This window comes from Gimesia sp. (genome assembly GCF_048262075.1).
Classification (GTDB): domain Bacteria; phylum Planctomycetota; class Planctomycetia; order Planctomycetales; family Planctomycetaceae; genus Gimesia.
Window position 1 is genome coordinate 39,983 of the sequence record NZ_JBLXFK010000016.1, and the last position, 22,650, is coordinate 62,632.

The window sequence follows — 22,650 nt, forward strand, 5'->3', positions numbered from 1 at the left end:
AGGTCTTTTCGCTGTGAAAATCAGCTTGTTTTCTACGTCCTACGGGGTGAGAGTAGTCGCAAGTGTATTATATCATTGTTCTTATGGATAATAAAAATATTTAGAAATGCGGCACTGAGGAAGTGAATCCTCGTTAGCTTTTAGATTGCCATTCGTCACTTATGTGAGAATTTCGAGTTGCGTGGGGGAACGTTTCTGCGTTTGAGGTGTACCTGCTCCAGGCCATCACTTGCTGAGATTGGTATCCTCAAACCGCTGGCATGATTGTTATAAGCGGAATACACCAGTTATAAATTACCTATTTTGCACAAATTTCTTTGACATCGGTTCAGAGTAGTTTTTAGCATCAAAGGCTGGAGTTCTGTAAATAGACAGGTTTTACGTGTTGCGTAGGTGTTCTAATGATCCGTGACATGTGAGCTGTCGGCAGAATTCATTGAGCTGAATCAGTAAATTGACAACTAACAATACAACAGAATGGCGTTTGAATTTGTTCTGAAAATATGAGAAGTGGGATGTGATTACCTGCTCATATTTCAGTAAAATGCCATGGCAAATTAGAGTTTATGGGAGACAGCAGATGTTACTGACATCTTGGGTTGAGTCGATGCGAGTTGCGTTCGAAAAAAGCCGTAAGGCAACTTTAAATCCTCGTCGCAGACTTCAGCTTCGAAGTGTTCCTTCTTCCGCCCGCCAGAAGGTTCAACGCCGTGTCGCGATTGAGCAGCTCGAAGATCGAACTCTTCTGACGTCGCTTATCATCAATCAGCTGACCGCTGGTCTGGGAGTGACGATCAACAACTCCGTGCTGGACCCGGATGCCGATGGCTATTCCAATTACGACTCGATCATCTTCGAAGACCTGACCGTCAATTCCACATCGGGAGCTGGTATTTCGATCGATTTAAGTGGATTAGACTTCCAGAATGATGAACTTACAGACAATGTTCCGTTCTCCATTCTGTTTGATAATGTCACTGTCAACGCTGCTGCCGGAAGCGGAATTGACATTGACCTGGATGGTCTGACCGCTGATTCCATCTCGATCGCCGTGGATAGTTCCACTATCACCGGCGCAGTGGGAAATGCATTCAACATTGATCTGACAGATATTATCATCAATGAATTCAATATCATTGACTCGACATTGTCCGGGCAGTCCGGCGCTGGTGTCACCGTGGCGATGAGTAATACGTTCCTCGAAGAAACTTCGATCAGACGTTCTAACATTGATGGTGTTTCCATTGACGTTGCCGATGGGTCTACTCTCCTGCATACAACACTGGCCGATAACACGATTGCCGGCACTTCAGGTAATGACGGTGTGAGCGTCAACATTGTGGATTCAATTGCAGAAGAGCTGCGGTTGACCAATAACAACAGCATTGAAGGGGTGAGCATCAACGTTGATGATACCGCCGCGGATGGTGCTGCCTTGCTGACCGAGTTATACATTCATTCGAATGTCATCACCGGGAATACCGCCGGTGCTGGTGTCAGCCTCAATCTGAATAATGTCGATCAGTTTGTCTCGATTACCGGCAACTCGATCAGCTCAAACAGCGGGCACGGGATTGTCTTCGATCAGACAGACGGCGACCTGAGCGGTGATATTTCAGATAACGTTATCTCCAACAACACCGGCCATGGAATCTACTTCACTCCTTCAACCACCAATCCGGTTCCAACGGACGCGGCTCCGGGTGTGCCCGCTTACGCTGGGGTTCCCGGTTCCACGGACAAAATTGATTTCGCTGCCCCGCGCAATGAAGTCCAACTGATTTCCTTCGCAGGAATCGCAGATGATGGAACATTCACACTTACTTACACAGACAGCCGCGGCGTTCAGTTTGTGACCGCTGATATTTCTCATGTGGCGACAGCGGCACAAGTCAAAACCGCTTTGCTGCATGCGACACCTGTCCTAGGCGGGGGAGAAGAAATTGATATAGATGTCGATGATATTCTTGTGAATGGGAATGTCACCGATGGTTACGAAATTGAATTCGTGAACGACCTGGCTGGCCGGAACATGAGTCTGCTCACTGTCGATCCCACTGGCTTGCTGATTGCTCCTGCTACTGTTGAGGAGACCCAAACCAATGCAAATACCTCAGAAGTACAATTTCTGTATCTGACAGATCCTCTTGATATACCCACGTATGGCTACTTTTCTGTCTCTCTGTATGGGTTTTCAATAGATCTATCCTACGATCTTTTGACTGATTTGAGTAATCCCGTTTCGGCTGCTGACGCTGCTACTGAGATCGCGAATGCGATTAACTTAATGGCAAATGCGGAATTACAACTACCAACGTTTGATCCTCTCTTGGCCAGCGTCGTCTACAATGATACTGAAAGCCGGTTTGAAGTCACTTTTGATTCCACTCGGGCGCTACGTGGGACGAACGTACCACAGATTACAATCGATGACTCGGGGTTAAATTATAGCGTACTTGTTACAACAATTCGTACTGGAACATCCGCAGTTGATGAACAACAACGGCTCCAGTTTCGGTACCGAGATGGCAATTCGAATTCATTGGAGAGCTTCAGGGTAAACCCATTTGATCTGGATGGCACAACTGGGTTTATAACAAATTTATCAGGCACGCCGCTCCCCAATGATAATACGAATCCCTATTATGTTGATCTTTTCTTTGATGATTCTGGTGTACGCGTCTATCTGAGCGAAGATCCTGTGGAATTCAGTTCTCGTCTTGAAGCAGCCCTGAATTTTTTAGATGGAAATACAACCGACGACGACTTTAATGTCTCAGGGGATTTTGCATCTGGCTTTGTCGTTACATTTATTGGTGCACACGACAAAGAAAATGTCGATCTGATTGAGACAACGTCTCCACTTCTGGTTGACCTTGAAGAAGATACTGATATTGAAGGTTTCGGCCGAAATGAGGTGCAGACGATCACCTTTGACATCCCGGCTCAGGGTGGATTTTACACAATAACTGTAAATACAACTGCAAACGGATCTGAAACTACAGGCGATATAAACTTCGATGCAACAGCAGCAGAGGTTCAGAATGCATTGGAAGGGTTAGCAGCTTTTGATCCGGGCGATGTCATTGTTACCGGTTCAATGGCCTCAGGTCAATTTCAAGTAGAATTCACAGGCCAGTATCGTGCATTGGCTGATCCGAACGGTTTACCAGGGCTTCTAGATGTGAATTCCGATAATCTCGACCCCACCGTACCACATGTAGTTGCGATCTCAGAAGGAACCAGCCTCAACGAAGTCCAGGAAATCGTGATTAATGGAATTCCAGACTCTGGTGATTACACACTTGAATATAATGGTCATTCAACTGGCTCAATTGCCCATAATGCAACCGCACATGATATCTGGACGGCATTGACAGATGGTTCTATTCCTGCCCTGACAGGAAATGATGTCTTCGTTCGGGAAGTCATTTATGGCGAAGACCCCACCAATCAGGGGTTGGAGTTCTCCGGTTTCGAAATTGAATTTACCGGTCATCTCGCGGGAGCAAATGCCTCTCAGTTGCAGATCGTGAATAACTCGCTGGCAGACGTTTCCAGTAATCCTCTCGCCATGGTTGTCAAAACAACCACTGTTGGTGGTTCCCTCAGAGGGATCAGTGGTAACACGATTACTGGTAACACAGGTGCCGGAATTGAAATTGATCTGGCAATGTATACTTCGTTCTACGGGGATATTACGGGTAATACAATCAGTTCCAATGACACTATAGGGATTAACCTGGTTGCTGCAGATCCGACAACACTGAAGAGCATCGACTTCAGCCTGTCTGTCGAGTCAAATCAGATGGACAGTAACCGGGGAGCCGCAATTGCTGTCAATATGGAAGACACAGCAACCGGTGATGTAAGTATTCTTGGGAATACAATTACAAACACCGTAGATGACGGTATCGCGTTAAATGAGTATACGGGGGATGCGATTTACGTTCACCTGTATGGAACCGATGTTGAATTCGAAGCATTTACTCAGTTGCGAGACCTGACGATTGCCGGTAACTACCTTGGCACGAATTCTGTGAACGCAACTGGTCAGGGAAACGCGGGGAATGGAATCGGGATTCACATTGAAGAATCCACGATTATTGATCGTACTCAGATCTCCAGCAACGTCATTACAAATAATACCGGTGACGGAGTGAACTTCCATCGGGAAGATGATGCTCGCGTTGGTGCGGAAGATATCAATCCAATTGTTGGTGAAGATCGTGCTGTAATGATTTACAGCAACTTGATTTCCGGAAACAGAAGTGGTGTTGATATCCTGGCTCAGAATGGAAATATCACGACGACTGACTTTGAGCTTAAAGAGAATGTAATCGTCAGCAATGTCGAGGATGGGGTCAGTTTGCATGCTGAAGCAGATGCGACTATTTACGTAGATATTATCAATAATCAAATTACGAATAATTTCAATAACGGTATTGAAGCGACGACTCGGACCACAAGTTATTTTCAGACAGACCGTCGCGATATTTCTGGTACCTGGATTCAGAATGACATCAGCGAAAATGCCCATCACGGGGTCAGAATATCTGGACGAATTGGTAATCGGAATATGTTATTTATCGGTCTGGATGGAGTTGATCCAGCAACAGGTCTGGATCGAGGAAACCTGATTGAGTTGAACGGTCGTGACGGGGTACAAATTGCAGCACACCGTGATCGTATTGAGGGGAATGTAAAAATCGCCAATAATGCGATTCTTTCAAATGCGACTGGTGGTGTGGAGCTTCTCGGGGAAGGGTTGAATTCGTCGATCGATAATAACCTGATTTCCAAAAATAATGGCAAAGGGATTGACATCAACTCTAATGGCCAGACCAGTTTTATTCGGAATAATGTCATTTCCCTAAATACTGCCGATGGGCTGGAAATTCTGGCGGCCAATTTTATTGCACATAATGAATACAGTTTTAATTCCTCAGTGATCATCGGTGGAGACAATCTGACCAGCGTGACGGCCATTGGCAACTTTATTGATAACAATGGTGGCCGCGGTGTAGATATTCAGACCGAAGAACAAGCCAATTCGGACCTGATTTTCGGTGATGGCACAGAGTTGGGGGCTAACCGGATTGTATCGAGTGCTCTGGAAGGCTTTTATGTTGTGACCACCGCATCGCGCGGGCAGGATCAGGATGCAGACAGTACGGATGCACTGGATGCAACAGGGGCTGTTGAAACTTCACATGCTGACATGTTGTTGCAGCTTAACACAAACCTGATACAGGATAATGGTGATGGCAGTGGATTCTCTTCAACCGGTCTGGTTATGCGAATTGGTACGATGTTTGGAGAGCGAACTCAATGGTATGATCAATCTCCCGGGTTCGCTGCGGGGACGGGGGATGAATCTCATTTTGGAGGCAATGGACGGTCAAACGTCTCTGTTACCAATAATGTGTTTCAAGGAAACTATGGGGAAGATGTTTATATCGAGTCATTTGCTTCTACCGTAGATCCCAATTCCACCACCGATGTCTGGGTGGCTCCGACTGCCAATCCCGCCTTTCGGGTTTTGCCAGGTTATGAAGGAGACCCACTAGCCAGACTGAATCTGGTGTTTGAAGGGAACACTGGTAATGGTCTGGATGTCACGAATGTGGGAGCTTTTTACGATAACTCTGAAGGAGATTTTAAATCTCGCACCGATGATAAAACGGGTACAAATCCTGATGGTCCATTCACGTCTGCGACGCGTCGGCGTAATGCACAACGTGTTGCTTCGCGTACTGGTTTACAACCTTCGGGTGGTCCGAATGCAGCACCGACCGCAGTAGGATCAATAGCTGATGCCTTCCTGGCGAGTCCCGGTGGACCGATTCAGATTACGACGACAACCGAGCATGGTCTGAGTTCCGGATCTGTTGTGGAGATTACGGGGTTAGAATCGGATGAACTCTTTCCTCTGGGTGATAACCTTAATAGAGAAGATAATCTAAGCCCTGCCAATGGTGTTTTTTATATCACTGTGATTGATGCCTTTAACTTTACCCTGAACAGTACCGATGGGGCTGTGATTGGCAATGTAGCTGCAGGAAGCGGAACATGGTCTAATAACAATAACTTCGCATTTCTCTATCCAGGGATGGGGGTCAGTACCTTCCGGATTGCCCAGGGATTTGATGGAGTGGGCAACGGTTTTCAGGCTGGTGATTCCTTCGTCGACGAAGCCAATCGACCGGGAACAATTTTCGGTGAGCTCAATTTTGACTGGGATACATGGGTTCCAAACCCGAACTCTACCTTCGTGACACCATTCGTCGGTACCTTCCTGACGGCTGATATTTCCGTGGCTGCTCCAGACCCGACGAATACTTCCAGTGTGGGTGATTTCATCATTTCGTTTACCGAAGATGTCGTTGATATCGATCTTGGCGATTTTCAATTGTTCAGGAACAATATAGATATTCCTGACTTAAGTGATGCTGTTTTAACTCGCATTGATGCCCGTACCTTCAGTTTAAATATCGACGAGATCCTGGACGATTATTCAGATAGTGGCGAATATGAGCTGCACTTGATCAATAATGGTAGCATCTCGGATGCCAAGTATCTCTCTCCATTCTCCACTGCCAGTAACTTCCTGATGTTTGGAGATGTCGAGCGGTTTACCATCGATATGGCTCGACCTACTGTTGAGATTGACAATGTCTCTCCCGATCCGCGCAGTGCGGCTGTGGGTGAGTTGATTGTCAACTTCTCGGAAGATGTGACCGGCGTTGACCTGGGTGACTTTACCCTGGATGGTCCCAATGGTTCCGTCAATCTGGCTGCGACACCAGCAACTTTGACACAGGTCACAGGCAGCCAGTTTGTATTGGATCTCAACAAAGTGACCAGCCTGTCGGGTCCATATACTCTGACGATCAATACTGCCGCTTCATCGTTTATTATCGATTCAGCTGGGAACGCCTTGACTCCGACAGACAGTATTGCCAGTGTCACCTGGGTGAATGATACCCAGGCCCCCACGGGTGACTTTGATTCGGTGCCCGATGATGCAATTGCAACGTCAGTGGAAATCACTTTTGATGGTGATGTTACGGGCGTTGATGCTGATGATTTCAGATTATTCCGAGGTGGTGTGGATATCACCGACACGATAGAATCAGTCCCCACCATTACCAGTGTCACTACTACAGGGTCGGCAAGCGTTTATACAGTTAATATCAATTCTGACTACACGGCTCCAAACGGCGAATATCAACTGGTCTTTGTGGGAGTAGGCTCCGGCGTCACCGATACCGCAGGCAATGCGGCTGTCAGTTCGTCTGATGTGAAATGGAGTAAAGGTACCGATTTCACTGCTCCCACCGCCGGGATTGAGGATGTGTCACCCACGGGGAGTACGGGGACTAATTTCTCGATCGATTTTTCTGAACCGGTGATGAACGTCGACGATTCCTATATTGATACCAGCGTGGAATATTTGACAAACTTCGAATTAGAGTTTGATAATGGCAGCGGCTCTCCTGAGACTATTAAAGTTCCCCTTATATCACTGACCGGTTCAGGGGCATCGTATTTCCTTGACTTGAGCCTTGTGATTCCTGCTGAACTTTCCAATCCTGCAGCTCCGGAAGGTCAGTACACATTAAGGCTGCTTGGTGAGACCGGGACAATTGTGGATGAAGCTGGAAATGCCTTTACTGCAGGTGCCACTTACACTTGGCGGATTGGTGAGCCTGTGCTGCAGGCTACGATTCAAGAGATTCCGGATGAGATTCTGACCGATGCCGGTCTTGTCTCGATCAACTTTGGTGATGGATCCACCCCAATTGATGTGGATGAAGTGACTCTCAATGATTTCCGACTGACGCTCAATGGACAGGTAATCGACCTGGCTGCTGCCGGCGTCACCCTGACACCAGTCGACCCAGATATTACCACCGGACTTTCCTCAGAATATACTCTTGATTTAACGCAGGTTACCCAGGCAACTGGTGCATATGAGTTGACACTGGTCGCGGAAGGGTCAGACATTACAGGTGGCGGTAATCCATTGCTGAGCAATGCTTCCCGAGCCTGGGTCAAAAGTTCTACTATCGATTTAACAGGCATCGACCCCACTAATGTTGACCGTGTCGACGATACTGCCGGTGATGGGATTATCGGTGATGGGACTGATGGAACTGTCACGTTACGTGCCGCTATTCAGGAAGCGAACGCTCTGGCTGGTTCGAATACCATTGTACTGGCTGCGGGGACTTATACTTTAGGTATTGACGGCATCGACGAAGATCAGTCTGCTTCCGGCGACCTGGATATTCGCGACAACCTGACTATTCGTGGTCAGGGTGTGGGTGTCACCATCATCGATGGTGCAGAACTGGATCGTATCTTCCAGATCTTTGCCGGTGTCACTTTGAATCTGGAAAACCTGACCATTCAAAATGGTAAACTGACAGGCAGCGACGATGGTGCCGGTATCCGCAATAGTGGTACGACCACCTTGACGAATGTGACAGTGACAGGAAACTCTTCAGAAGACAGTGCCGGCGGTATCAACAACACCGGGCTGATGATCATCGTTGACAGTACGATTTCAGATAATACCGCCGTCGGTAGCGGTGGTGGCTTGCGAAACACCGGAACCCTGCAGATTTCCCGCAGCACAATCAGCGGAAATACCACGGAGCGTGATGGTGGTGCGTTGTTTAATGCGGGAATCGGAACGGTAACTGTTTCGAACTCAACCTTCTCGGGGAACTCTGCCGATCGAAGTGGTGGAGCGATCCGCAATACAGCAACTCTCAGTGCCATCAATAATACGCTGACATTGAACGACGCCGGGACAACCGGGGGGGCGATCGCCAACAGTGGAACTACCGAAATTCAGAATAACCTGATTCTGGGAAACACTTCAACCACAACGAATCCAGAACTGGATGGTAGCTTTACCAGTCTGGGCGGCAACCTCACAGGGCTGGTCGGCTCGGCAACCGGTTTTGGAGCTAGTGATATTGTGGGTGTCCTCGACTCCACAACAGTGCTGGATGCCAATCTGGCCGACAACGGTGGACCGACTCTGACTCACGCTTTGCTCCTGGGGAGCAGCGCCATTGATGCCGGAATCAATGCCAATACGGATGCTCTGGAACAACGGGGATCCACCCGTATCCTGGGCAAGAACGTCGATATCGGGGCTGTTGAATTTGGTGCATTCTTTGTGAACAGTCTCCTGGATACCGTTGATGATGATCCCGGTGATGGCATTGCCGCTGATGAAGATGGCAATGTCACCTTACGTGCGGCCATCATGGAAGCTAATGCTCTGGCTGGTGACTCTGTGATCATTCTGGGAGCAGGGATCTATGATCTGACATTAGTCGGATCAGCCGAAAACACATCTGCGACCGGTGACCTGGATATTACCGATACCACCGGCAGCCTGACGATTCTTGGTGCGGGAAGCGGGCAGACCATTATCAATGCAGCCGGACTCACGGACGAACGTGACCGTGTCTTTGATATCTTCTCTGGTGCTGACCTCACCCTGCAGGGAGTCATGATTACCGGTGGTAAAGTCATTGGCGACAGCGGTGGTGGTATCCGCAACGTGGGGACTCTGACGCTGATCAATTCACTGGTAGACGGCAATGCCGCCGAAGTTGATGTAGACGACATTACCGCTGTCGTTAATGGTGGTGGTATTCTGAATGGCCAGCTTGGTCTGCAGGGAACCCTGACTCTGACCAACAGCGATGTTACCAATAACAGTGCCGTCGACGGCGGTGGTATCTTCAACAACGATCAGTCTGTCATCACGATTGTGGATTCTGAAATCTCAGGCAATACCGCTTCCAGCGATGGTGGTGGTCTCTTCAACGACCTGCAGGCGACTGTTGATATTCTGCGAAGCTCGATTTCCGGTAATACTTCCACAGAAGACGGTGGTGGTATCTACAACAATGACCTGGCGAGCGTGACCATCGCTGACAGTAAAGTGAATAACAACACTGCTGACCAGGGGGGGGGGATCTTCAATGAAGAAGCTGCTTCGCTGACGATTGCCCGGACTACTGTCTCTGGAAATACTGCCACCCAGGATGGTGGAGGTATCTATAACGATGAGGGTGTGGTCACACTGAATCAAGTCTCCATCCTGACGAATACGGCTGCTTTTGACGGCGGTGGTTTGTATAACGCCTCTGCAGGTCAGGTCACGATCACTGGTGGTATGTTTGACGATAATACAGCGAACCGCGATGGGGGGGCGATTGCCAACTTCGGTGTCAGCCTGTCGTTAAACGGGACCATTGTGCGAGACAGTGTAGCCGAAGGGGACGGTGGTGGCCTGTTTAACGAACAGGAAGAAGGGGCTGTCGATCTCATCAACACAACCTTCATTAACAACGAAGCTGTTTCCGGTGGTGCCATCTATAACGCGGAACTGGGAACCATTAACCTGGATCTTTCCGACCTGTTGAATAATACCGCCAGCGCGAACGGCGGTGGTATCTTCAATACCGCAGAAGGCACGGTGACCGTACACCGAACAACCGTTGATGGAAATATTGCTCTGGATGGAGCCGGTATTTTTAACGATGACATTGCTGAACTGAACCTGGTTGACAGCACCGTTTCCAATAACGTGGCCTCCAATGATGGCGGCGGCTTATTCAATAACTCGCTGGTTTTTGCGAACATTGTGAATGCAACCATTTCAGGGAACGAAGCTGACAGTGGTGCCGGTATTTACAACAGTCAAGATGGCACGCTGGAAATCACCAACACGACCATCACCGACAACGACGCTGAAACCGGTGGTGGTATCTTCAATGAGGATGGGTTTGTCCGAGTCGTTAATACAATCATCGCCGGTAATACAGCGACTACAGATACAGATAGTGATCTCTCGGGGGCATTCATTTCTCGAGGAAATAACCTGATCGGCAATGAGGGAAGTTCAACTGGCTTCAGTGTTGTCGATTTTAACGACAAGATCGGTGTCAGTGCGGGACTGGGCGCCTTACAGGATAATGGCGGTGCCACATTCACTCACGAACTGCTGGGAGGGAGTGAGGCCCGAGACGCCGGTAATAACTTCTATGCACCGACAGACGATCAACGTGGATTTGCCCGCCTGTTCGATGGTGACGGAAATGGATCACTGGTCGTCGATATCGGGGCATTCGAATCTGGTTACATTGTCACCAGTTTCCAAGACTCAGTCGATGCAGTACCCGGTGATGGAGTCAGTGTCGACTCCAATGGCCGCAGCACGTTGCGTGCAGCGATTATGGAAGCCAATGCCCATCTTGGTGCTGATACCATTCTACTGGGAGCCGGCGATTATATACTGTCTCTGTTCGGTCTTGGTGAAAACGGTGCCCTGTCAGGTGACCTGGACATTACCGACGACCTGACTATTATCGGTGCCGGTTCGGATCGAACCTTCATTGACGCCAACTTACTGGACCGTATCTTCCATATCTTTACCGACATCAATGTTTCCATTCGCGGCGTGACGCTGATCAATGGAAGTGTCACAGGTGTGGATGACGGTGGTGCGATTCTGAACTTTGGTAACCTGACATTGGAAGATGTGACAATTGAGAACAGTCTCGCCAACCGTGGTGGTGCCCTGTTTAATAATGGGATTGTCACCATGACAGACAGCCTCTTCTCCGGCAATACCGCGATTGCCGACGGGGGAGCCATCTTCAACAGCGATTCTGGAACGGCAACCGTCGATCTGAGTACCATTTCCGGCAACGATGCGGAAAATGGTGGTGGTATCTTCAACTCGACAGGGGGAACCCTGGTAGTCAACGACACGACAATCGACGGCAATACTGCAACGGTGGCCGGTGGTGGTGTCTTCGTTTCGGATGAAGCGGCTGTGGGGAATGGTGAAGGGGGGGGCGGAGTAAATGTGCCTGCCGCCTCAAGTGAGTATGTGGTAACAGGATCGGACTATGATTACGATTATCCGGTCTATGAATCCGGGTATGAATCTCACTCTCTGCCTCAATACGATAATGGTGATACAGAAGCTGCCATCTTGAGCGAGGTTCCTCCGTTTCCAGTTATTGACACGTTCAACCTGAGTTCTCTGCCCGGGGCGAACCACACAATTTATCTCGATTTCAATGGCCACACAACAACGGGCACACAGTGGAATACTTCCTTCGGTAACATTGTTACACCTGCTTATGATACCGATGGCGACGTCAGTTCATTCAGCCTTGCTGAAATCGAAGTGATTCAGCGCACCTGGCTGCGGGTTGTTGAGGACTTTGCTCCGTTTAATGTCAATGTAACAACCGCGGAGCCACCAGTCAGCGATCTGATGCGGACTGATGCCTCAGATACACGTTGGGGCATACGTGTTGTCGTTGGTGAAAATACCTGGTTCAGCACTGCTGGGGGTGTAGCGTATGTTGGTTCGTTCTCTGACAACCTCGACACACCAACCTACGTATTTAACACAAGTCTGATTGGTGTTGCCGAAGCAGCCAGTCACGAAGTAGGACACACACTGGGGTTAGTCCATGATGGTACGTCATCCGAGGAATACTACGGCGGTCATGGCAGCGGTCCAACGGGTTGGGCTCCGATCATGGGGGTTGGTTATTCCCAGGATCTGGTCCAGTGGAGTCAGGGTGAGTACACCGACGCCAACAACAGCGAAGACGATCTGAATATCATCACAACCCAGAACGGTTTCAGTTATCGAGCCGATGATCACGGGAGCAGCATTGGCACTGCGTCAAATCTCATCGACGGCACGGCTTCCGGAATCGTCGAGCGAAACACAGATATGGACTTTTTCCAGTTCACAACCACTGGTGGTGATGTCATCATCGATCCCTTCTTCGAGAGCCCCAACCTCGACATTCTTGCCATATTGTACGATTCCAGCGGCACTCAGATTCAAACGAGCAATCCAACTGGCGCGCTGAATGCCTCATTCATCGGACTGGCAGCAGGCACTTACTTCGTGTCCATCGAAGGGACGGGGGAAGGCGACGTGTTGGGAACGGGTTACTCAGATTACGGGAGCCTGGGACAGTATACAATTACGGTTGGTGGCCAGCCTCCTCCAACGGTGACCGCCGGTAACGTGGCGATTTCCAACAGTACCATTTCGAATAACTTCGCCGGTACCCGTGGCGGTGGCTTATTGAATGAAGACACTATCGATATCTCTAACGTTACTTTCTCAGGAAACGAAGCCGGGAAAGAAGGGGGAGCCATTCATAATACCGGTGATCTGACGATCAATAATACCACGATTTACGATAACTTTACTGAAGGGACAGGCGGGGGTATTTATTCTGTCGCTGATACTGCCAGTGTGAGCATCACAAATACAATCGTGGCCGGTAATAATTCGTTTGTCAGTGGATACGACCTGGCAGGGACGTTCACTTCCCTGGGGTATAACCTGATTGGAACCAGTGATTCCGCTACAGGATTCATTGATGGTTTCAACGGTGATATTGTGGGAACGAATGCTCAACGCATCGACCCTGCCCTCGGCGAACTTCAGGATAATGGTGGCCCGACTGAGACACATGCGTTACTCGCAGGCAGCCGGGCGATTGATGCCGGTGACAATACCGATGGCATCTCCATAGACCAACGAGGTGCCACGCGACCTACCGATACGACCAGCGACATTGGTGCCTTCGAAATCGTCACGCCGACCATCAGTATTTCTGATGTCAGCCAGCTCGAAACAGATGGCGATACCGTGTTTAAATTTCTTGTATCTTTATCCAACACAAGTATTGATGAAGTTACCGTTGATTATAAAACAACCAACGGGACTGCGACGGCAGGTGACGATTATGTATTCACAACAGGCAGCGTGACGTTCGCGCCAGGTGAGACCACTCAGATTATTGAAGTGGTTGTGAAGGGGGATATCACAGAAGAAGATCATGAAACGTTCTTTGTAAATCTGTTAAATGCCGTCGGAGCATCGATTGGTGGTCAGCAGGCTGTGGGAACCATACAGAATGACGAAGCTACGATTACTATTGCATCCCTTACACTAAATGAAGGGAATCAGGGCGAAACTACCAACTTCGATTTTGTCGTCACGTTATCGCGTCCCATTACCGAGGATCTGGTGCTGGATGTGGCAACAGTGCTGGGGTCAGCTGATGCCGACGACTTAGCTGACTACGACGCCATAAACGGCTTGGTCCAGCGAGTTACCTTTGAAGCGGGAGGTCCCCTGACTCAAACTGTAACCGTTGTCGTGAATGGCGATGCCGATATTGAAGGCAATGAAGACTTCGATGTTACTGCGACAATCGTGAATACTCTTGTCGATGCGAGCGTTGATGTATCAGGTGCAACCGCAACAGGAACAATCTTGAATGATGACACTGCCCAGTTATCAATCAATGATGTAACCATGGTGGAACCTGATGGTGCTGGTCCCGCGAAAATGATATTCACAGTCACATTGTCACACCCTGCTCCAACTGGAGGAGTGATTTTTAACTATACGACAAATGATGGAACTGCAATAGCAGGATCTGATTATACCGCAGCAACTATGCTTAGCGGGACTATAAATGGAGATGAGACTTCGACTACCATCGAAATTGATATTCTCAGTGATACTGATGTGGAACTGGATCCTGAGTACTTTACGGTTATCATCTCTTCAGCCATGGAAGCCACCTCTACAGATCCGATTGGTATCAGCGATAATACAGGTGTGGGTACCATTATCGATGCGGGGCAGGCACTGTTTGTGACCACTTTTGATGATGAACTAGATGCCGGTGACCAGGATGCGGGTTTCGACCGGGCTGATCTTTCTCTCCGAGAAGCAATTCAAATTATCAATAATGGCATTGGGAGCTACCATACGATCATCCTGGATGTAGGTGTGTATGATATGTTTCTTACAGGAATCAATGAAAATAATAATGCGACTGGTGACTTTGATATAGAGAATGATCTGACCATTATCGGTGCTGGTTCCGGCTTGACGACCATTGACGCAAACGGTCTCGATCGTATTTTCCATACTGATTCTGGCGTTACACTGAACCTGTCTAACATGCAGTTGATAAACGGTGATGCAGACAACGGTGGTGCGATTCTGGCTCAAGGAGATACGGTTCTGAATCAGATCATCTTCCAGGATAATCATGCTGACTTCCTGGGGGGGGCGATCGTCAGTAACGGGCAGCTTGATATTACCGATGCACAGTTCCTGAATAACCATGCCGACTCTCAGGGGGGAGCCCTCTACCAGTTCGCTGATACAGCAACTGTCGGGCGTACCACCTTCTCTGAGAATACTTCGGGTGGACGTGCAGGAGCCGTGTATGTAGGCAGTAGTGCGACTTTTGATGTTTCACAGTCTCTGTTCGTTCTGAATGACGCGGGAAGCCGTGGTGGGGCTATCTTTAACGAAGGCATTGTTACTTCTACCAATGTCACCTTCTCTGCGAACCATGCGGGAACTCGTGGTGGTGCGATCTTTAATACGGGTCGTTTGACTCTGCTGAACAATACTTTGACTCTAAACAATGCAGACCAGACTGGTGGGGGAATCTCTAATGATTCCGTAGAGAATACCAGTGCCTTCGTCTCGTTGAGTAACACCATCGTCGCCGAAAACAGCGGCTTCCTCGGGAATCCCGATCTGGGCGGTGCTTATGATACCACAACCAGCTTTAATAACCTGATTGGTGATATCGGCGCTGCAACCGGGCTGACGGATGAACTGTATGGAAATATTATTGGTACTCTGGGCGCACCAATTGATCCGAAGCTGGGGGGACTGCTGGATAATGGCGGCCCGACCAAAACACATACATTGCTAGCTGGCAGCCCGGCGCTTGATGCCGGTAAAGATACTGATCCAGTAACTGATCCAGTATTTAATGCACCTGATGTTGACCAGAGGGGCGATCATCGCCCTATGAAGGGTATTGAGGGTGGTACAGAAGCTGTAGATATCGGGGCTGTGGAAGTTCAAGTGGCCCTACCGGATTCAAGTGGTCCTCTGTATGGAACAGGCGGGGATGCTTCCCTTGCCGATGAGAATACCAATATCCAGCTTTCCGTTGTCAAGCAGAAAACGGTTGTTGCCAGCAATGGTCACACAGCAGCGTTGCCCGGGAATGAAGACTGGTTACAGGAATGGGATTCCTTCTGGGTCGAAGTCTGGGTCGATACTGCCACCGGATTCGGCATCAGCGATGTCCTGACCGATATTGCCTACAACACAGCGTACTTTTCCGCGACTTCGATTGAATTTGGTTCCAGTTTTGCCTTTAACAGAACGGCTGTGATCGATGATGCAGCGGGCGTTGTTCGAAACCTGGGGGGCAGTACGCTTGTTTCGAATGTCGGTGGGTCTGGTTATGCCCTGTTGGCTCGCATTAAATTCGAGTCTCTCGCAGGTGATCAGGTCGAGGTTGATCCTACAGACCTGACGATTGAGCCACTGCAACTGGGACTTGATATTCAGAATACCCAGATTGATATCGGCGGAGTGGGCGAAGTTACTGTGAATGTGGGAGCATTGCCTGAGACGGACCTGTATCCGGTGATCTACGACATCGATGACAATGATAAGATTGATTATCGTGACCTGATCTTCTTCACATCTGCTTATAACCAGAATGTATTCAACGCAACTTCACCTTATGCCACTGCTCTGGACTTTGATAAGAGTGGTAAAGTTGATCATCGCGACCTGATTTCTCTGGTTGGTAATTACGGCAAGAAGAAAAGCGGTAATACTCCCGTCAACTTCCCGGCAAACTTCGGTCAGAAATGGGTGGGTAGTCAACTGGAAATTGCCAGTGGGGACGACAGCATTGATCAGGTGATCGAGGCAGCCATCGATACCTGGGAAACTGCTTTGGACGTTGATAACCTGGAAGTGCAAGTTGTCGTACGCGACTTTGGAACTGCTCAACTGGGGTCAGGACTGACTACGGAATACAGCGTCGATGGTATTCCAGTCGGCGGTCGGGTCGTGATTGATAACGACGCCAATGGATTGGGTTGGCACGTGGATGTGACCGATCTTCCTTCAGGAAGTGCCTATGACCTGTATACGGTATTGTTACACGAAATCGGACACGTACTGGGTTTCACCCCTTACTACAGTGGTTTCGCAAGTCTGCTTGAAGAGAATGGTAGCGATCTGGTATTTGTCGGTTCTGACTTTACTGTGATGCTGGATGCAGCGGGATATCATGTTGATGATCCTGCATACGCAGATGATCTGATGAGCGATACACTCGATCCCGGTATCCGCAAGTTGATTTCCGATGTGGATGTGCAGATGTTGCTGGAGTCTTATGCCAGTGCCCAGTCAGGATCTGGCAGTGGTGCAGCGGCTCCTGTCTTTGGGACAAATAATGTACCCACAACTGATGTCGCGGAACCTGTCCTGATTCAAAGTCAGGAAGCTGCCCAGACATTTGTCGAACAGTCTACGATGAACCTGGTTGCTCCTGCAGTAATCAAATCGACTGAAGAAGAAGATTCGAATACTGGAATTCAGCAGACAGTTACCTTTGATGCCTACCAGCCGTCGGTCCTCTCAGAGCAGCAGGTGAGTGACGAACTCGAACTGGATACAAGCCTGTTTGAAGACCTGTATTCCTCATCCGAATTTGAAGACTCGCTAATGGATTCTGAGACCGATGATCGTCAACTGGTCTTCGCTCATGCTGAAAATGAGCTGGAGTGGGATCTGGAAGTTGACCTGGATGCAGAGCAGGAAGCGATGGATGACGCCTTCACCAACTGGGAAGGACCACTGCTGTAAAGTCTGTTTCCGATTGTGCTGAATGGAATTAGACTGTATCCAGTTTTACTGTAGCGTCTCCAGGGCCATTTGGACCGAGTATAATAGTTTGAGAGACGCTATGGATAAATGTGATGCGCCTTAAAATTGGCCCTCTGTAGATGAATTTCATTTACAGAGGGTCTTTTTTTTGCAGGTATTAATATGCACTCGATTCTTTCCTCTCTCGCTGACGGGCGGTAAGATATGGTGAAGGGATAGTCCCCAGGATGAATCTTTTTGACAGATGTATCGTTTTGCCTGCTTCATGAGGAGAGACTGTTTTGCATCGTATTCGTTTTAAATATTGTTTATGGCTGCTGGTCTGTAGCCTGGCTGGCATGCTGACGACGACTGTCGCCGCTGCGGAGTGGGGAACTTTGACGGGGCAGTTTATCTATACCGGGCAGGTTCCTCAGCCTGAAAAGCTGGATATCAGTCGCGATGAGGCAATTTGTGGAAAATTCAGCGATCTGATTGTGGAGCAGGGCCTGCTGACAGGAAAAAATGGTGGATTGCAGAATGTCTTCATCTACCTGCGGGAATCGAGTCTGGATGAGTCTCGAATTCACGCTGATTATCAGGAGCTGCCTGAAACAGTCACGATTCAAAATAAAGGCTGTATCTTTCAACCGCATGTGGCGGGACTGTGGGTGAACAGGCAAAAATTACTGGCTGAAAATAAAGACTTGTGTGCGCACGGCTTTCAGGTGAAAGGTTACAGAAATACCAGTCTGAATCAGGTTCTGCCGCCTGGTCAAGAGATGACCCACACGTTCGAGTATGGTGAAAAACTCCCGCTAAGGATGAGCTGCAGCATTCATCCCTGGCAGGAAGGCTGGCTGGTTGCATTGAACCACCCTTATTTCGCAACCTCGGATGAAATGGGACGGTTCAAGATAAAAAACCTGCCGGTCGGCGCGTGGGAATTTCAACTCTGGCAGGAGAAGGCAGGTTATCTGGCAGCCAGACCAGAGTGGAAACGCGGACGTATTAAACTGCAAATCAAGCCTGGTGAGAATGATCTGGGGGTGATCAAGGTGGCTCCTGCGGTGTTCGCAGACAAATAACAGCGAATTGATTATGCGATTATTAAGCTATAATATTCATAAAGGCATCGGTGGCAGAGATCGTCGCTATCAACTGGAACGCGTCATCGGGGTGATTGAACAGGAAAACCCTGATATCATCTGTCTGCATGAAGTGGACCGCAACGTCAGACGTTCCCGGTTCAATAATCAGCCAAAAATCTTTGCAGACTATTTCAATATGCAGGAGTCGCTGTATCAGCTCAACGTCAAGCTGAAGACAGGCGGGTATGGTAATCTGATTATGTCGCGCTGGAACTTTTTATCTCAGCATCAGATTTCCTTAACCAACAAATGGCGTAAGGCACGTGGCGCGCAAATTGTGACGATTGATTCGCCGGAGGGGGCATTCCAACTGGTGAACTTCCATCTGGGCCTGGCGGAAAAAGAACGGCACTGGCAGATCAATCATCTGTTGACCCATCGCCTGTTTCAAGAGGGGAATGGTTATCCCACCGTGATTGTAGGGGATACGAATGACTGGCGGAACACACTGGCGAATGGAACGTTTTCAGAGCATGCGTTTCAGGAGGTGACACACCCTCCTTCCAAATATCGTTCGTTTCCCGCTTACATGCCTGTAGGGACTCTGGATAAAGCGTTTGTGCGGGGGGCCATTACGATTAAGCATGCCAAAGTTGCCAAATCAAAACTCGCGAAGCAAGCTTCAGATCATTTGCCGCTGGTGATTGATTTTCATTTGAACAAGTCTGCAGAGAGCTCATAAAAAAAGGCAGGGCAATCAAGTGCCCTGCCTGTATCTCAGGTTGAGAGTTTCGAACACATCCTGCTGGATGTGCTGATCTCAATTCAACTATTCCGCTTTCTTTGATGGTGGAATTTCATCTGCTTTGATGAAATCACCATAGGTTTTGCCTGGGACTGAACTAGGCATCTTTTCAGCATCTTTGAGTGCTTTTACGATGATTTCTTTATCAGCCTGCTTGCGTTTTCCCAGACCTTTGAAGACGGCTGCTGCGTAGTCGTTCTTTTCTTTCTTGGTTCTTCCAGGATGACAGACGCCACATTTTTTAGCGATCAGCATTTTGGAATCGGGATAAGTTTCAGCCCAGATATTTTTAAAGTTAGGTCGAGCCTCAACTTTATTCTCTGCGCAGATCATTGAGAGCCCTGCTACTGCCAGACCAAACAGTAAAGCTGTTTTCACATTCATCAGTTTCCGCATAAAATTCCTCATATTCTTCTAAAAAAGTAAGTGACATTTCAACTTCAATCACTCTAGTTTGAGCCAACCAGAGATATTTGGAAGTGGTTGCCCCGCATCACGTAACGTTCCAAATGGCAATCTAAAAAGGATTACCAATACATTAGAATTATCATTTTCCACGCTGTCAACGCATCCAAGCTGCTTTAACCGGAATGCTTAATTTGAAAAATTTGTTTCTTCACATTTTGTTCAGGCTCAGGAAAATTTCCCCGATGGAATTCAGTAAATCAATTCAGATCAACCTGAATGTTCAATGTAAAAGAAATTGTAAGTCTTTTTGGGTATTGATCTTAGTGAAGCAGTTGGTAGGATGGATAGAATGTGAAGCAGAAGTGTGTGTATGTCTTCTGCTTCTCAGTACGTCATTATAATGTTGAGCGTTGGGGAAATAAACGAAATTTTTCATAATAATTCCTGTTTGAATTATCTCATCATATCGTGGTTGGGAATGCCTGGCAGGTAAGATCCTGTTTATTCGACTGAGGTCCCCTCGTCAGCAAAACCATTGCGCTCTATTCCTGAGGAGTAACAACGTGAACTCATTTTTGAAGTGGTCCGGCTACTTGTTAGCGATTTTATGTGTCAGTCACCTGGCGGAACTGGTACAAGCTGAATCGAAGCCCAGTCACCCGAATATTGTGCTCATTCTCTCGGATGACCAGGCCTGGAACGATTATCGTTTCATGGGACATGACGTGATCAAAACGCCTGCTCTGGATAAGCTGGCTTCTGAGAGTGCGGTATTCAAAAGAGGCTATGTTCCCGTCAGCCTCTGCCGCCCCAGTCTGATGACGGTGATTACTGGTTTATACCCTCACCAGCATAAAATTACCGGCAATGATCCTCCTAAAGGGATGGACCGGCAAAAACTGTTGAAACATGTTAAGAACGCCAACTGCCTGCCGGAGCTGCTGGGGAAGATTGGCTACAAAAGCTTTCAGTCAGGAAAATGGTGGGAAGGAAATCCGTCGCTGGCAGGTTTCACGTCAGGCATGACCCATGGCGATCCCAAGCGGGGAGGCCGACATGGAGATCTGGGATTGAAAATCGGTCGCGAAGGAATGAAACCCGTATTTGAATTTATTGATGACTGTGGTGAGGATCCATTTTTTCTGTGGTATGCCCCCTTTCTGCCTCACACTCCCCATAACCCGCCACAACGTCTGTTAGATAAGTATCGCAGTTCTGAACTGCCCATCGAATTATCTTACTATTACGCAATGTGTGAATGGTTCGATGAGACCTGTGGACAGCTCATGAATTACCTGGATGAAAAAGGACTTTCAGAGAATACCATTGTTGTTTATGTGACCGATAATGGCTGGATTCAATATGTTCCGGAGACAGATCAGGAACGGAAGAAAATGAAACGCCGTTTTCGGTATGCTCCCAAATCGAAACGGAGCCCGAATGATGGTGGGGTGCGGACACCGATCATGTTTCGCTGGCCAGGCAAAATTAAGCCGGCTGAGTATGATACACTGGTCAGCAGTATTGATATTGCTCCTACACTGCTTAATGCTGTCGGTTTGAAACCGACAAAAGAGATGCCTGGTATCAATTTGCTGGAGATCATGCGCCAGGGAGGGAAAACAGACCGTAATGCCGTGTTTGGTGATATTTATGAGCATGATATGATCGACATCGACGATCCAGCTTCGAGCCTGAAATACCGCTGGTGCGTTCAGGGCGATTGGAAAGCAATCTTTCCGAGTTCGCACCTGAAAGATGAAAAAGTCGAATTGTACAATATTACCGAAGATCCTTTTGAGCAGCAGAACCTGGTATCAGAGCATCCCGAAAAAGCCAGACAGCTTTTGAAATTGACAGATCAGTGGTGGGATGCCAGTTCTCAATAAACCGGATTGATCAAAAACCAGGGCAGATCCCTCTCAGGACTGCCCTGGCTTTCTTTGCCACTTTTAAAGAACAGGAAAGTGGGAATTCACCCGATCCCCATTTCCAGACGCGTCTTCTTGACAGACTCATCAGATCGCCGGTCGCCATTAAATTGTGAGATCAAGTTACTTGAGATGCACTTTAATGGCGATGGTGACGATGATGGCGTCGTCCGCCGTCCCAGTGTCCTGTCTGGTGATAGTCGTAGTGGCCTGGTACATAATGGTAGTGATTTCCATGGCGCTGGAAGCCACCGGGATGATAGTCATAATGACTGGTATCATGCCAGTAGGCATGGCGTCGTCCATAGTAGGGGGTCTGGGTGAAACCCCGGTTTCCATAATATCCGCCGTAACCATTGCCAATTGTGATTCCAAAATTCACGCCGCCTGCTTGCGCTGTGGATGTCGTTCCGACGAAAGCCAAACCTGCGAATGCAACACAAACGATCAATAATTTTTTCATCTCTCCATTCCTTAAAAGAAACTACAGTCTTGTTTGAATCTCACGACCGCTTCTGAAGGATGTTAAAAAGCATCGATTGTGCCAATTAAACAGGTATTTCTGTAAGTGCTTGTTAATATTATCCTTAATGAAAATGGCATTATTTCGGATTAAATAAA

General features: G+C 48.3%; 6 protein-coding genes. 4 read left to right on the plus strand and 2 right to left on the minus strand.

What is annotated here, in order from left to right; all coding sequences use genetic code 11:
• The first annotated feature begins 580 nt into the window (after nucleotides 1-580).
• The 3 genes from ACN0YH_RS23890 to ACN0YH_RS23900 all read left to right on the plus strand — a co-directional run bounded on the left by ACN0YH_RS23890 (nucleotide 581) and on the right by ACN0YH_RS23900 (nucleotide 19,627).
• On the plus strand, nucleotides 581-17,794 hold the full coding sequence (locus tag ACN0YH_RS23890; RefSeq protein ID WP_417382109.1) for a choice-of-anchor Q domain-containing protein: 17,214 nt from the start codon (nucleotides 581-583) through the stop codon (nucleotides 17,792-17,794).
• 302 nt (nucleotides 17,795-18,096) lie between these two features.
• Nucleotides 18,097-18,882 carry a hypothetical protein gene (locus tag ACN0YH_RS23895; RefSeq protein WP_417382110.1) on the plus strand — a complete coding sequence of 262 codons (786 nt, stop codon included), beginning with the start codon at nucleotides 18,097-18,099 and terminating at the stop codon, nucleotides 18,880-18,882.
• Between the two features lie 13 nt (nucleotides 18,883-18,895).
• Nucleotides 18,896-19,627, plus strand: a complete 732-nt coding sequence (locus ACN0YH_RS23900; protein WP_417382111.1) for an endonuclease/exonuclease/phosphatase family protein — start codon at nucleotides 18,896-18,898, stop codon at nucleotides 19,625-19,627.
• 87 nt (nucleotides 19,628-19,714) lie between these two features.
• On the opposite strand, the gene ACN0YH_RS23905 is transcribed toward ACN0YH_RS23900, so the two are convergent.
• The gene (locus ACN0YH_RS23905) at nucleotides 19,715-20,086 is read right to left on the minus strand and encodes a hypothetical protein (RefSeq protein WP_417382112.1); all 372 of its coding nucleotides are present in this window, start codon (nucleotides 20,084-20,086) and stop codon (nucleotides 19,715-19,717) included.
• 575 nt (nucleotides 20,087-20,661) lie between these two features.
• Here ACN0YH_RS23905 and ACN0YH_RS23910 point away from each other — a divergent pair.
• Nucleotides 20,662-21,987: a sulfatase gene (locus ACN0YH_RS23910; protein WP_417382113.1), complete on the plus strand. Its 1,326-nt coding sequence runs from the start codon at nucleotides 20,662-20,664 to the stop codon at nucleotides 21,985-21,987.
• Nucleotides 21,988-22,168: 181 nt separating this feature from the next.
• Here ACN0YH_RS23910 and ACN0YH_RS23915 read toward each other — a convergent pair whose 3' ends face one another.
• Entirely contained in the window at nucleotides 22,169-22,492 is a 324-nt protein-coding gene (locus tag ACN0YH_RS23915; RefSeq protein ID WP_417382114.1) for a hypothetical protein, read from the minus strand.
• Between the last annotated feature and the right edge of the window lie 158 nt (nucleotides 22,493-22,650).

What these genes read in the sequence shown, in the direction of transcription:
- ACN0YH_RS23900 (WP_417382111.1), top strand. Translation starts at nt 18,896, where the DNA reads ATGCGATTATTAAGCTATAATATTCATAAAGGCATCGGTGGCAGAGAT.
- ACN0YH_RS23915 (WP_417382114.1), bottom strand. Translation starts at nt 22,492, where the DNA reads ATGAAAAAATTATTGATCGTTTGTGTTGCATTCGCAGGTTTGGCTTTC.
- ACN0YH_RS23890 (WP_417382109.1), top strand. Translation starts at nt 581, where the DNA reads ATGTTACTGACATCTTGGGTTGAGTCGATGCGAGTTGCGTTCGAAAAA.
- ACN0YH_RS23905 (WP_417382112.1), bottom strand. Translation starts at nt 20,086, where the DNA reads ATGCGGAAACTGATGAATGTGAAAACAGCTTTACTGTTTGGTCTGGCA.